The 13909-nt window shown below is 71.4% G+C and carries 10 protein-coding genes; 3 read left to right on the top strand and 7 right to left on the bottom strand.

Annotated features, from left to right (window positions below; genetic code table 11):
* Positions 1–35: 35 nt before the first annotated feature.
* On the bottom strand, positions 36–1799 hold the full coding sequence (locus tag ACQY0Z_RS23515) for a helix-turn-helix domain-containing protein (RefSeq protein ID WP_189902322.1): 1764 nt from the start codon (positions 1797–1799) through the stop codon (positions 36–38).
* A gap of 254 nt (positions 1800–2053) precedes the next feature.
* Between ACQY0Z_RS23515 and ACQY0Z_RS23510 the strand changes: the two genes are divergently transcribed.
* Complete coding sequence (locus ACQY0Z_RS23510; RefSeq protein WP_381730609.1) at positions 2054–3667, top strand: long-chain-fatty-acid--CoA ligase; 1614 nt, start codon at positions 2054–2056, stop codon at positions 3665–3667.
* A 265-nt stretch (positions 3668–3932) separates the two neighbouring features.
* Here the strand turns inward: ACQY0Z_RS23510 and ACQY0Z_RS23505 are convergent, their stop codons facing one another.
* Both ACQY0Z_RS23505 and ACQY0Z_RS23500 read right to left on the bottom strand, forming a co-directional pair.
* On the bottom strand, positions 3933–5261 hold the full coding sequence (locus ACQY0Z_RS23505) for a class I SAM-dependent RNA methyltransferase (RefSeq protein WP_254587589.1): 1329 nt from the start codon (positions 5259–5261) through the stop codon (positions 3933–3935).
* A gap of 69 nt (positions 5262–5330) precedes the next feature.
* Positions 5331–7376 carry an APC family permease gene (locus tag ACQY0Z_RS23500; protein WP_189902338.1) on the bottom strand — a complete coding sequence of 682 codons (2046 nt, stop codon included), beginning with the start codon at positions 7374–7376 and terminating at the stop codon, positions 5331–5333.
* Positions 7377–7934: 558 nt separating this feature from the next.
* On the opposite strand from ACQY0Z_RS23500, the gene ACQY0Z_RS23495 reads away from it, so the two are divergent.
* Together ACQY0Z_RS23495 and ACQY0Z_RS23490 are read left to right on the top strand one after the other, a co-directional pair.
* A complete protein-coding gene (locus ACQY0Z_RS23495; RefSeq protein WP_189902340.1) occupies positions 7935–8606 on the top strand; it encodes a potassium channel family protein in 672 nt (223 codons plus the stop codon).
* Complete coding sequence (locus tag ACQY0Z_RS23490) at positions 8606–9274, top strand: potassium channel family protein (RefSeq protein ID WP_037930094.1); 669 nt, start codon at positions 8606–8608, stop codon at positions 9272–9274. The genes ACQY0Z_RS23495 and ACQY0Z_RS23490 overlap by 1 nt, the downstream gene beginning before the upstream one ends.
* A 61-nt stretch (positions 9275–9335) precedes the next feature.
* Here the strand turns inward: ACQY0Z_RS23490 and ACQY0Z_RS23485 are convergent, their stop codons facing one another.
* From ACQY0Z_RS23485 to ACQY0Z_RS23470, 4 genes are all read right to left on the bottom strand, one after another.
* Positions 9336–10115: a DUF3159 domain-containing protein gene (locus ACQY0Z_RS23485; RefSeq protein ID WP_439812758.1), complete on the bottom strand. Its 780-nt coding sequence runs from the start codon at positions 10113–10115 to the stop codon at positions 9336–9338.
* A 3-nt stretch (positions 10116–10118) separates the two neighbouring features.
* The gene (locus ACQY0Z_RS23480; RefSeq protein WP_078504644.1) at positions 10119–10517 is read right to left on the bottom strand and encodes an OB-fold nucleic acid binding domain-containing protein; all 399 of its coding nucleotides are present in this window, start codon (positions 10515–10517) and stop codon (positions 10119–10121) included.
* Positions 10518–10585: 68 nt separating this feature from the next.
* Entirely contained in the window at positions 10586–11263 is a 678-nt protein-coding gene (locus ACQY0Z_RS23475) for a response regulator (protein WP_189902343.1), read from the bottom strand.
* Positions 11260–13806 carry an ATP-binding protein gene (locus ACQY0Z_RS23470; protein WP_254587591.1) on the bottom strand — a complete coding sequence of 849 codons (2547 nt, stop codon included), beginning with the start codon at positions 13804–13806 and terminating at the stop codon, positions 11260–11262. Before ACQY0Z_RS23470 ends, ACQY0Z_RS23475 begins: the two co-directional genes overlap by 4 nt.
* Between the last annotated feature and the right edge of the window lie 103 nt (positions 13807–13909).

The raw sequence follows: 13909 nt of genomic DNA, 5'->3' as shown, positions 1-13909 counted from the left end.
AAAGAACCACCGTTGTTCCGGTCCTGCCCCACACGTCAGGGCTGCACTGCGTTCCGGAGCCCCTCCAGACGGACCGCGAGCCGCAGAGACAGGTCGTCAGTGGCCCGCCAGTCGTGGCCCAGGACGGCGGAGATCCGTTCGAGCCGCTTGAGAAGGGTGTTCAGGTGCACCTGAAGGGCATCCGCAGTGCGGCGCAGATGACCGTCGTTACTGAAGTAGGCGCTCAACGTGGCGACCAGCTCGGTCGACCGGCCGGCGTCGTAGGCGAGGAGGGGGCCGATCGCGTCGGTGAGGAAACGGTCGAGCTCATCCTTGCGGTCGACGTCGAATACAAGCGCGTACAGGGCGAATCGGTCCGTCGCCGCACCGAGGTCCGTCCACCCGAGGTGCCGGGCGACCGCCATACAGCGCGTGGCGCGCGAGAAAGCCCGCGCCCAGTCGTGGCCGGTGACGCGTTCGCAGATGGCCACGACGGGCCGGCCGAGCTCCGTACGGAGCCGCTGCTGGACGGTGCGGGCGAAACCCTCGGCGTCCGCAGCGGCAGCAATGAGCGTGGCATGACCCAGGTGCTCGCCCGCCAGCCCGGCCTCCTGCCGGGCGATCACATGCAAGTGGCGAACAAGCTCGCCGGCCGAGCCGCCGTCGGCCTCGGCGGTGACCACCACGTCGAGAGCATCGAGGTCGATGCCGCGTGAACGGGCCCGCGTCCGCTGCGTCCCGCTCACGTGGGGACTGGCGACGATCAGCTCGGTGAGCAGCTCACCGCTGAGCCGGTCGGCCGCGTCGGCGGCGGCGTTGTCCTTGAGCATCAGCAGTCCGACGACGTGCGTTGCGAGTTCGAGGCTCCGAACGTCCATGGCGGAAGGCTCCTGGTACTGGCTCCAGACCACCGTGCCCAGGAGACTGTCCCCGGCTCGGATGGTCGCGGCGCTGTGCCGACGGCCGTCCGCGCCCGTCGTGGTGGCCGCACGTCCCGTGCTGCGCGCCCGCTTGATCACCTCGGCGCGCATCCCGCCCTCCGGCTCTTCGTCCGAGGGTTCACCGGCACCGCCGCGGGCGAGGAGCCTGCCATTGCGGTCGAGAATGACGACCTCGCCCCCCATCCGCTCGGCGAGCTCGGAGGCCACCACCTGTGGTCCGCCGCCTGCGAGGACGGCCCCGGTCAGCGCCTCGTGCACCGACTGGGTTCGCTCCATCACCACCATCTGTTCCTCGATGGTCCGGTAGGCCGACCGCAGCTCGGCGAGCGCGCCGCGGCTCTCCTCGTAGAGCCGCGCGTTGTCGAGGGCGATCGCCGCATGGTCGGCGAACGCGCTGAGGAGGGCGATCTCGTCGGCCCGGAACCGGCGTTCGCTGCGGTCGGCGGCGAAGAGCGCCCCGATCACCTCGTCCCTCACGAGAAGGGGGACTCCGAGCAGCGCGACCAGCCCCTCCTTGCCGACCACAGCGTCAAAGGCGGGGTCGTGCTGCAGCTCTCCGGCCGTGCGGTAGTCGCCGACCCAGTGGGCGGCACGAGACTCGAGTACCTTGCCGCCGAGCCCCGTCCCCGGCGTGATGTGAGCGGACCGGAACCCGGCCGAGATGGTGCCCTCACTGGCCGTGATCCTCAGCACGCCGGCGTCGTCAAGCAGCGACAGGTAGGTGAAGTCAGTGCCGATCAGGTCGTGCGCGTGCCGGACGATGGAATCCAGTACATCGTCGACATCGCCCAGGGCGGTCAGGGATCTCGCTGTCGCGTACAGCGATGCGAGCTCGCGCTCGCGGCCCGGGCGGATGTTCGCGTCTTCCCGATCGTTCATGGCCCCTGCGTCGTACGTCGGTGGCCGGCCGTCGATGCAGGACGGGGCCCGTGGCTGTCGTGCGGGGCAGTAGATTATTCGTCCACCGTGACGAGTGCACTTGTGGTCGATGTTCACCTCCCAGCGCGAGGATCTCAGCTCTTACGGTGATGCAGACCACGGGGTCGGCACTCGAACGGGGCACCTGCCACGACGCGAGGGCCCGCGGGGCGGGTCGCCCTGCGCCCTGAACCGAATGCGAGGAGCAGGCGCACATGGACGGGCTCATGCAGCCGAGGCCACTGACGATCGCACACCTCTTCGAGCGGGCTGAGACATTGTTCGCGCACAAGCGCGTCATCGACGCCGACGGGGACGAACTCGACTACCGCTCATGGGCACACCGGGTACGCCGCCTGGTCACCGCGCTCACCGCATTGGACGTTCCACCCGGAGCACGCGTGGCGACGTTGGCGGCGAACCATCGCCGACACCTGGAGGTCTATGCCGCGGCACCGATCAGCAAGCGAGTCCTCCACACCCTCAACATCCGGCTCTCGGCGGACCACCTCGCCTACATCATCGAACACGCCGGTGACGACGTCGTGTTCCTCGACCGGCGGCATCTGCCACTGATCCAGAAGTGCCTCGACCGGCTGGCGGGCGTCCGGCATTGGGTCGTATTCCCCGACGGCACCGACGGCGAGCTGCCATCGGATCCCCGCTTCCACGACTACGACGACCTGGTGGCCGGCGCCGAGCCGTACAAGGGTTCCTTCGAGGCCACCTTCAGCAGCGCGGAGGAGAACCTGGCGGCCGGCCTGTGCTACACGTCGGGGACGACCGGGCGACCGAAAGGTGTCCTCTACAGTCACCGGTCGACCGTGCTGCACTGTCTCGGGACCTTGGCGGCCGGACTCATCGGTGTCAACGAGCGCGACGTGGTCCTGCCGATCGTCCCCATGTTCCACGCGAATGCGTGGGGACTTCCGTACGGCGCGCTGATGGCGGGCGCCGACCTCGTACTGCCGGGCCCCTCAGCCGGGCGCGAGCACCTGGCCGAACTGATGGAGCGCCACCAGGTCACGCTGGCAGCTGCTGTACCCACCGTCTGGACCGACCTGCTCCCGGGGCTCGCGAATCGGAACCTGAGAGCGCTCCGCCTCCTCCTCGGCGGCGGATCGATGGTCACCCCGGAGCTCTCCGCGGCATACCAGGACGCGGTCGGAGTCCCGCTGACGCACTCCTGGGGGATGACGGAGGTCAGTCCGGTCGGAGCCGTCGGAGGGCTCCGCAGCCAGCACGACGGCCTCGACGACGAGAAGCTCGACGCCGTCAGGGGTGCGCAGGGACAGCCGATCCCCTTGGTGAGTCTGCGCATCGTCGGCGTCGAGACCGGTGAGCAGATGCCCCATGACGGGAAGGCCGTCGGCGAGCTCCAGGTCGCGGGCCCCTGGGTGGCGGGCGGCTACTTCGGAGGCGAGGGCGCCGACAACTTCACCGTGGACGGCAGGTTGCGCACCGGCGACCTGGCAACGATCGACGAACACGGCTACGTACGACTCGTCGACCGAATCAAGGACCTGATCAAGTCCGGTGGTGAGTGGATCTCCTCGGTCGAGCTGGAGGCGGCCATCGCCACGCACCCGCACATCGAACAGGTCGCCGTCGTCGCACGGGACGATCCACGATGGGGCGAACGCCCGGTCGCCTTCGTCGTCCTGCGCGCGGGCACGACCACAAGCGTGGAGCAGCTCCGCGCGCACGTATCGCGCCAGGTCGCCTCATGGTGGCTGCCGGACGAGTTCATCATCCTCGACGCCATCCCCACGACGGGGACGGGCAAACTGTCCAAGGAGGCACTGCGGCAATCACTGCGCCACTCGTGAGAACCCGGTTCAGCAGCTTGATCAGCGCAGCCGTCGCCGCCTTCCTCATCGTCGACGGCGAGGCCCGCGACGTGGTCGGCCCGGCGGGGTGACCGCGCAGGCGCCCGTGGAACGGATGTCGCTCAACCACGCGCCGGCAACCGCGCCGCGGCCGGTGCGGCACCGCGAACGCCGGGCGGGACCTTGGACGTCAGTTGTCGGCCGGCGGCAGGTGAGACACGTGGCATGCCCCGCCCGCACATCGGGAAAGCAGAGGAACAGCAGGTCAGACGCCCTTTGCAGCAGGCTCCAAAATCGCCACGCACTCCACATGATGCGTCATCGGGAACAGGTCGAACACCCGCAGCGTCCGCACCTTGTAGCCGCCGTCCCGGAAGTACGCGAGGTCGCGGGCCAGGGCGGCCGGGTCGCAGGCGACGTAGGCGATGCGGCGGGCGCCCAGGGAGGAGAGGTGCTCGACCGTCCTGCGGCCGGCGCCCGCGCGGGGCGGGTCGAGGACGACCAGGTCGACCTCGGTGATGCCGGTGCGCGGCAGCACCGACTCGACCTTGCCCTGTTCGATCCGCACCCGCGGGAAGTCCGCCAGGTTGTGCCGGGCGTCCTCCACCGCGCGCTTGCCGGACTCGATGCCGAGCACCGCGCCCTGCTCGCCGACCCGGTCGGCCAGCGCGCCCGCGAACAGGCCCACGCCGCAGTACAGGTCGAGCGCCATGTCGCCCTTGCGCGGCAGCAGGCCCTGCATGACCGCGGTGACGAGGGTGTCGGCGGCCTTCGGGTGGACCTGCCAGAAGCCGCCGTTGCCGACCCGGTAGGTGCGGCCGTCGGCGCGCTCGCGGACGAACGGGCGGCCGTGCACCCGGTGCACCTGGCCGTTGCGCTCGTCGATGCGCAACACCGAGACGGGGCGGTCCAGTTCGACCAGCGGGAGGCGGGCGCCGGGCTTCGGCGTCAGCACCACCTGGCGGTCCTGGGAGCCGGTCGCGGCGATCGCCTCGACCGAGTCCATTCCGGTCCAGTCGCGCTTCTCGATGCCCAGCTCGCTGACGCCCTCCGCGGCGATCATGCAGTGGTCGATCGGCTCCACCTCGTGCGAGCGGTGCCGGCGCAGACCCGCGCGGCCGTCCGCCGTCACCGCGTACTGCACGCGCGTGCGCCAGGACGGGACCTGGCCCGCGGGCACCTTGTCGCCCTCGGCGGGCATCACCGTGCCGTCCCAGCCGGCCTCCTCGGGCGTCAGCCCGGCCAGCCGCTGGAGCTGCTCGGCGACCACCTCACCCTTGAGCCGCCGCTGCGCGCCCGGCTTGGCGTGCTGCCAGTCGCAGCCACCGCAGCGGCCGGGGCCGGCGAACGGGCAGGGCGCGTCGATGCGGTCCTTGGACGCCTCCAGCACCGTCACCGCGTCGGCGCGCAGGAACCGGGCGCCCTCCTCGCCCTCGGTGACACGGGCGACGACCCGCTCGCCGGGCAGGGCGTGCCGGACGAAGAGGACCTGCCCCTCCGACGTACGGGCGATGCAGTGGCCGCCGTGGGCGACGGGGCCGATCTCGACCTCGTACTCCTCCCCCACCAGTGATTTCCTCGGTTCTGCCTGCATGGCGGGGTGACTCCACAACATCGGGTACGGGCGGGCGGGCCTGGCGGCCCGGGACAACAGCCCACCAGTCTACGTGCGCGACGAGCTGTCCTTCGCCCGCTCTGCGGGTCCCCTGCGCACCGAGCCGGGCGCAGCCCAGTCCTGCCGCCTGCGGGCGCGCAGTTTCGCCGCCTCGGAGGACTCCAGCTGGTACGGCACCGAGGTGACCATCACACCCGGCGTGAACAGCAGCCGGCCCTTGAGCCGCAGCGCGCTCTGGTTGTGGAGGAAGTGCTCGTACCAGTGGCCGACCACGTACTCCGGGATGATCACGGAGACCACGTCGCGCGGCGACTGGGCGCGCAGGCTCTTGACGTACTCGATCACCGGACGGGTGACCTCCCGGTACGGGGAGTCGAGCACCTTCAGGGGGACGTCGATGCCGCGCCGCTCCCACTCCTCGCGCAGCGCCCTGGTCTCCTCGGGGTCCACGTTGACGCTGACCGCCTCCAGGGTGTCGGAGCGCAGCAGCTTGGCGTAGGCGAGGGCGCGCAGGGCGGGGCGGTGCACCTTGGAGACCAGGACGACCGAGTGGACGCGGGACGGCCGTACGGTGTCCTCGCTCGGGGTGTCCGGCGCGGCGATCTCCTCGGCGACCCGGTCGTAGTGGCGGCGGATCGCCGTCATGGTCGCGTAGAAGATGCACATGCCGAGCAGCGCGACCCAGGCGCCGTGGGTGAACTTGGTGAGCAGCACCACGACCAGCACCAGGCCGGTGAAGAAGGCGCCGAAGGCGTTGATGGCCCGGGAGCGGATCATGCGGCGGCGCGCGACGGGGTCGTGCTCGGTGGCCAGCAGCCGGTTCCAGTGCCGGACCATGCCGGTCTGGCTGAGCGTGAAGGACACGAACACGCCGACGATGTACAGCTGGATCAGCCGGGTCGAGTCGGCGCCGTAGATCCACACCAGCAGTGTCGCGGCGCCCGCGAGCAGCACGATGCCGTTGGAGAAGGCGAGACGGTCGCCGCGGGTGTGCAGTTGGCGGGGCAGGTAGCGGTCCTGCGCGAGGATCGAGCCGAGCAGCGGGAAGCCGTTGTAGGCGGTGTTCGCGGCGAGGAACAGCACCAGCGCGGTGGCGGCGGCGAGGACGATGAACAGGAAGCTGCCGTGTCCGAAGACGGCCTCGGCGACCTGGGAGATCACCGGGTCCTGGACGTAGTCCGGGCCGAGCGGGACGCCGTTGTGGACGAGGTCCTTGCCCGGGTTCTCCGCCATCCGTACGTCGGTGGCGGAGGCCAGCGCGATGATGCCGCAGAACATGGTGACGGCGAGCAGGCCCATCATCGCGAGGGTGGTCGCCGCGTTGCGCGCCTTGGGCTTGCGGAAGGCCGGTACGCCGTTGGAGATCGCCTCGACGCCGGTGAGGGCGGCGCAGCCGGAGGAGAAGGCGCGCAGCAGCAGGAAGACGAGGGCGAAGCCGGCCAGGCCGGGGTGCTCGGGTTTGATCTCGAAGTCGGCGGTGGGCGCGCGCATGTCGTCGCCGAGGACGACCCCGCGGAAGGCGCCCCACGCGATCATGAGGAAGACGCCGGCGACGAAGACGTAGGTGGGGATCGCGAAGAGTGTGCCCGACTCCCGGACCCCGCGCAGGTTCATCAGCGTCAGCAGCACGATCACGCCGACCGCGCAGGCCACCTTGTTCTCGACGACGAAGGGGACGGCCGAGCCGAGGTTCTCGATGCCGGAGGAGATCGACACGGCCACGGTGAGGACGTAGTCGACGAGCAGGGCGCTCGCGACGGTCAGGCCGGCCCTCGGTCCGAGGTTGGTGCCGGCCACCTCGTAGTCGCCGCCGCCGCTGGGGTACGCGTGCACGTTCTGCCGGTAGGAGGCGACCACGGTGAACATCAGCACGACGACCGCGACGGCGATCCAGGGGCTGAAGTGGTACGCCGACAGGCCCGCGATGGACAGGACCAGCAGGACCTCGCCGGGCGCGTACGCCACGGAGGACAGCGGGTCGGAGGCGAAGACGGGGAGTGCGACGCGCTTCGGCAGGAGCGTTTCGGCCAGCCGGTCGCTGCGTAGTGCGCGCCCGATGAGGATGCGTTTGGGCACGTCGGTCAGTTTGGACACAAGTGTGGATCGTAAGCCGTCCGGCGACCGGTGACGCACCCGCCACCCCAGATCCATACGGCATCCATACGGCCGCTGCCCTCCGGGTGAAAAGTCGGGGCGTCGGGGTGCGGATTGGGCAGGTCGGGGGAGTCCCATGCCTGTATGACCACATGCCCGGCCGTTGTCGCCACGTCTCGTGGAGGGTCCCATGCACACGACCGCAGAACTGATCGGCGCAGCGGCCGGCCTCGTCGTCCTCGGAGTGCTGGCGATCGCCAGCGTGCGGAGTATCACGCGCCGCTAGGTCCTCGTGGGTGCTCGCGCAGTTCCCCGCGCCCCTGGGGGTGCTGCGGTGAACGCGCCCGGAAAGGGGCGCGGGGAACTGCGCGACCGGCCCCCACCGCGCCGCGGAGGGCATCGAACCGCCCCCGAGGGGCGTCAGTGGCCCCATGCCCCGGCATGATGTTCCTGGCGGCCGCCAACAGGCCGCGACGTGTTGCCTGGCGAGCCGAAAGAGAGACATGAGCACGAAGGTCATGAAGGTCGCACGGCCTGCAGGAAGCGCGGTGTAACGCGATGCATATCGTCATCATGGGCTGCGGCAGGGTCGGTTCCGCCCTGGCCCAGGCCCTGGAGGAACAAGGGCACACGATCGCCGTGATCGACCAGGACCCCACCGCGTTCCGCCGGCTGGGCTCCTCGTTCGGTGGCCGCCGGGTCACCGGCGTCGGCTTCGACCAGGACACCCTGCGCGAGGCAGGCATCGAGGACGCCGGCGCCTTCGCCGCCGTGTCCAGCGGCGACAACTCCAACATCATCGCCGCCCGGGTGGCCCGCGAGATGTTCGGCATCGAGAACGTCGCGGCGCGGATCTACGACCCCCGGCGCGCCGAGGTCTACCAGCGGCTCGGCATCCCGACGGTCGCCACGGTCCGGTGGACCGCCGACCAGATGCTGCGCCGGCTGCTCCCCTCGGGCGCCGAGCCGCTGTGGCGCGACCCGACCGGCGGGGTGCAGCTCGCCGAGGTGCACACCTCCCCGGCGTGGGTGGGGCACCGCATCTCCCGGCTGCAGGACGAGACGGGCGTGCGGGTCGCGTTCCTCACCCGGCTCGGCGAGGCCATCCTGCCCAGCTCGCAGACCGTGTTGCAGGAGGGTGACCTGGTGCACGTGATGATGCGCACGGACGAGATCGACCGGGTCGAGGCGGCCTTCGCCAAGGGACCCGACGAGGAGGGCGGTCGCTGATGAGGGTCGCCATTGCCGGAGCCGGCGCGGTGGGCCGCTCGATCGCGGGCGAGCTGCTGGAGAACGGCCACGAGGTCCTGCTGATCGACAAGGCGCCGACCGCGATCTCGGTGGAACGCGTCCCGCAGGCGGAGTGGCTGCTCGCCGACGCCTGCGAGATCACGTCCCTGGACGAGGCGGCGCTCCAGCGCTGCAACGTCGTCATCGCCGCGACCGGCGACGACAAGGTCAACCTGGTCGTGTCGCTGCTCGCGAAGACCGAGTACGGCGTGCCCCGCGTCGTCGCCCGGGTGAACAACCCGAAGAACGAGTGGCTGTTCAACGAGTCGTGGGGCGTGGACGTCGCCGTCTCCACGCCGCGTCTGATGTCGGCGCTGGTGGAGGAGGCGGTCAGCGTCGGCGACCTGGTCCGGCTGCTGCGCTTCAGCCACGGCGACGCCAACCTGGTGGAGCTGACCCTGCCGGAGGAGTCCGCGCTGGCCGGCACGCAGGTCGGGGACGTGGAGTGGCCGCAGGACACCTCGCTGGTCACGATCATCCGCGGCACGCGGGTGCTGACTCCGACCCGCGAGGACTCCCTGGAGGCCGGCGACGAGCTGCTCTTCGTGGCCGCGCAGGCCCGTGAGGAGCAGCTGGAGGACCTGCTCTCGGTCCGCAAGGAGTCGTAACGGCCGGAACGTGAGGGGCGCCCGGATCTCTCCGGGCGCCCCTCACGCGTATCCAGAAACCTCAGGACCGACGACGGTGCCGCCCCGCCGGCGCCTCCTCGCCCGCGTCCTCCCCCGCGGCGGCGGCCTTCCGCTCCTCCTCCGCGCGCTCCTGCGCCTCCATCTCGGCGAAGACGTCGATCGGCGGCGGGGCCTTCGCCAGGAACACCCAGGTCAGGTACACGGCGAGCAGGAACGGCGGGATCTTCAGGGCCACCAGCACCCAGCCGAGCTGGGTGGTGTCCGCCCACCAGTACAGCGGGAAGAGGATCGCGCACTTGGCGAGCAGGATCAGGCCCCAGGCCCAGCTGGCCTTGGTGTACGCCTTCTTGCGGCCCGGGTTCCTGGTGCGCCAGGAGAGGTTCTCCTTGAACACCGGGCCCAGCATCAGGCCGATCAGCGGGACGCCCGCCATCGCCGTGACGATGTACGCCAGGGCCAGGCCCAGCGTGTACAGCATGCCGGGCAGGTAGAAGTCCTTGGCGTTGCCGGTCATCATCGCGAAGACCACGCCGAAGCCGACGCCGAAGACGCCGCTGAACGCGTGCTTCACGGTGTCCCTGCGGGCCAGCCGGACCACGACCATGACCAGCGCCACACCGAGCGCGGCGAGCGCCGACATGTGCAGGTTCTTGTTGACCGTGTAGATGCTGACGAAGAGCAGCCCCGGCAGCACCGTCTCGACCATGCCCCGGACACCGCCGAACGCCTCGAACAGGGCGGCTTCCGTCACCGCCCGGGCGTCGTCCGCGGACGTGTCCGCGGAGGTCTCTTCGGTTGTCGGCTTGTCGAGCGACGTCACCGGCTACTCCCGTCCGAGGGGTCTCAGTTCGTATTTCGGATTGAACAGCACCCGGCGACCACGGCTCATGGCGATCCGGCCCGATGCGATCAGCTTGCGCCCCGGCTCTATCCCCGTGATGGAGCGCCTGCCGAGCCACACCACGTCCAGCGCGGCGGTACCGTCGAACAGCTCGGCCTCCAGGGCCGGCACTCCGGCGCGCGGCCGCTGCGTGACCGTGCGCAAGGTACCAGTAACCGTGACGATCTCGCGGTCCTGGCAGTCACCTATCCGCGTGCAGCCCGCCGTCGCGGCGTCCTCGCGCAGCTCCTCCGACTCCAGGTCCTCCTGGGAGGACGAGAGCCGGTCGAGCATGCGGCGGAACCGGCCTGCCGGCTTCTCGGACCGAGGAACAGCACTCATATCTGAAGCGTACCGGGGTGCACTGACGGTTACGTACCCTCTGCTTGCCCGGTCCGAACGGCTCCGCGTCACTTCTCGAAGCGGTAGCCCATGCCGGGCTCGGTGATGAGGTGCCGCGGCCGGGACGGGTCCGCCTCCAGCTTGCGGCGCAGCTGCGCCATGTAGACCCGCAGGTAGTTGGTCTCCGTCCCGTACGACGGCCCCCACACCTCCCGCAGCAGCTGCCGCTGCCCCACCAGCCGGCCCCCGGCGCGCACCAGCGCCTCCAGCAGATGCCACTCGGTGGGCGTGAGCCGTACGTCACGTCCGTCGCGGTGGACCTTCTTCGCGGCGAGGTCGACGGTGAACGCCTCGGTCTCCACGACCACGTCTCCCCCGTCGGCGGGTTCCGCGCGCCGTACGGCGGCCCGCAGGCGGGCGAGCAGTTCGTCCATGCCGAAGGGCTTGGTGACGTAGTCGTCGGCGCCGGCGTCCAGCGCCTGGACCTTCTCGCCGGAGGCGTGCCGTGCGGACAGCACCAGGACCGGCACCCGGCTCCACTCGCGCAGTCGCCGGATGACGTCGACGCCGTCCATGTCGGGCAGACCCAGGTCGAGGACGATCACGTCCGGGTGGCGGGCGGCGGCCTCGCGCAGGGCGCCCGCCCCGTCCTCGGCGGAGTCCACCTCGTACTGCCGGGCCCTGAGGTTGATCACCAGGGCCCGCACGATGGCGGGGTCGTCGTCGACCACCAGCACCCGGGTCATGGCACCCGCCTTTCGTTCCGAGCGGTCACGCGGCCGTCCTGCGGGGAGGCGCCGGTCGCGTGCAGGGTGAGGGTCATGGTGAGGCCTCCGCCGGGCGTGTCGTCGGCGTTCAGGGTGCCGCCCATGGCCTCGGTGAAGCCGCGGGCGACGGCGAGGCCCAGGCCGACGCCGGCGCCGCGCGGGGCGTCGCCGTGGCGCTGGAACGGCGCGAAGATGCGCTCCTTCGCCTCGTCCGGGACGCCGGGGCCCCGGTCGACGACCCGCACCTCGACCCGGTCGGCGAGGGCGCTGGCGGCGACCAGCACCTTCTCCCCGGGCGGGCTGTACTTCACGGCGTTCTCGATCACGTTGGCCATGGCCCGCTCCAGCAGTCCGGGGTCGGCGTCGACCATGGGCAGGGTCTCGGGGACGTCGAGGGCGACGCTGTCCTCGGCCACCCCGCCGAGGGCGCGGGGGACCACCTCGTCCAGGTCGGTGCCGCGCATCAGCGGGGTGACCGTGCCGGTGTGCAGACGGGACATGTCGAGCAGGTTGCCCACCAGGTGGTCCAGGCGGTCGGCGCCGTTCTCGATGCCCTCGAGCAGCTCGGCGCGGTCCTCGTCGGACCATTCGACGTCCTCGGAGCGCAACGAGGAGACGGCCGCCTTGATCCCGGCCAGCGGGGTGCGCAGGTCGTGGCTGACGGCGGCGAGGAGCGCGGTGCGGATGCGGTTGCCCTCGGCGAGGGCGAGGGCGCGGTCGGCCTGTTCGCGCAGCCGTCTGCGGTCCAGGACGACGGCGGCCTGCGCGGCGAAGGCGGCCAGCACCCTGCGGTCCTCGGCGGGCGGCACCCGGCCGGTCAGCGCCAGCGCCATGTGGTCGCCGACGGGCACCTCGACGTCGGCGTCCTCCGGCCGTTCGGCCGCGCGGCCCCGGCCGACCCGGCCCGCGCAGGTCCACGGCTCGACGTCCCCGGCGCGTTCCAGCAGCGCGGCGGACTCCATGCCGAAGGTCTCCCGGACCCGTTCAAGGAGGTCCTCCAGGCCGGTCTCGCCGCGCAGCACGTTGCCCGCGAGGAACGACAGGATCTCCGACTCGGCGCGCAGCCGGGCCGCCTGCTGGGTGCGCCGGGCCGCGAGGTCGACCACGGACGCCACCGACGCGCCGACCGCGACGAAGACGACGATCGCGACGATGTTCCGCGGGTCGGAGACGCTCCAGGTGTGCAGGGGCGGGGTGTAGAGGAAGTTGAGCAGCAGCGAGCCGACGGCCGCGGAGGCGAGGGCCGGCCACAGCCCGCCGAGGAGCGCCGCGGCGACCGTGACCGCGAGGAACATCAGCATGTCGATGGCGAGCCCCGGGTCGACGGCGCTGAGCAGCGCCGCCAGGACGACGGGCCCCGCCGTGCCGACCGTCCATCCCCAGGCGAGCCGCAGCCGTCCCAGGGGCGCGCCCCGGGTGACGGGCAGTCCGCGGCCCTTGGCGGCCTCCTCGTGGGTGACGATGTGCACGTCCATGTCGGGTCCGCAGTCGCGGGCGACGGTCGCTCCGACGCCGGGGCCGAACACGTACTGCCAGGTGCGGCGGCGGGAGGAGCCCAGCACGATCTGGGTGGCGTTGGCACCGCGCGCGAAGTCGAGCAGGGCGGCCGGTATGTCGTCGCCGACGACGTGGTGGAAGCTGCCGCCGAGGTCCTCGACGAGGGTGCGCTGGGCGGCCAGCTCGCCGGGCGAGGCGGAGGTGAGGCCGTCGCTGCGGGATATGTACACGGCGAGCAGCTGCCCGCCCGCGCCCTTCTCCGCGAGGCGCGCGGCGCGCCGGATGAGGGTGCGGCCCTCGGGCCCGCCGGTCAGTCCGACCACGATCCGCTCGCGCGAGCCCCAGATCGCGGAGACGGCGTGCTCGCTGCGGTAGCGCTGAAGGTGGGCGTCCACCCGGTCGGCGACCCACAGCAGGGCGAGTTCACGCAGGGCGGCGAGGTTGCCGGGGCGGAAGTAGCTGGAGAGGGCCGCGTCGACCTGGTCGGGCTGGTGGATGTTGCCGTGCGCCATGCGGCGGCGCAGCGCCTCGGGCGTCATGTCGACGAGTTCCACCTGGTCGGCGCGGCGCACCACCTCGTCCGGCACGGTCTCCGCCTCGCGTACGCCGGTGATGGACTCCACGGTGTCGCCCAGCGACTCCAGGTGCTGGATGCCGACGGTGGACAGCACGTCGATCCCGGCGGCGAGCAGCTCCTCCACGTCCTGCCAGCGCTTGGCGTTGCGCGAGCCGGGCGCGTTGGTGTGGGCGAGCTCGTCGACCAGGGCGACACAGGGGCGGCGGGCGAGGACGGCGTCGAGGTCCATCTCGGCGACGGTCGTGCCACCGTGCTCCAGCCGCCGGTACGGGACCTGCTCCAGGCCGGCCAGCAGGGCCTCGGTGCGGGGCCTGCCGTGCGTCTCGACGAAGGCGACGACGCAGTCGGTGCCCCGTTCGGCGCGGCGGTGCGCCTCGGCGAGCATCGCGTAGGTCTTGCCCACACCCGGCGCGGCGCCGAGGTGGATCCGAAGCTTGCCGCGTCCCATGGCCCCATTGTCTTCCGGTCGTGCTCCTGGCGGAGTCGACCTTAGGCCGCCGTACGCAGCGTCCGGCCCGCGGGCGGGGGTACGGGGTCCGACCTTGACGCAA

Origin of the sequence: Streptomyces sp. P9-2 (assembly GCF_051903975.1) — a bacterium.
In the GTDB taxonomy this organism is placed as follows: Bacteria; Actinomycetota; Actinomycetes; order Streptomycetales; family Streptomycetaceae; genus Streptomyces; species Streptomyces cellulosae.
The sequence above is the reverse complement of the archived record's forward strand: the minus strand, read 5'-3'. Positions and strand labels throughout refer to the sequence as shown.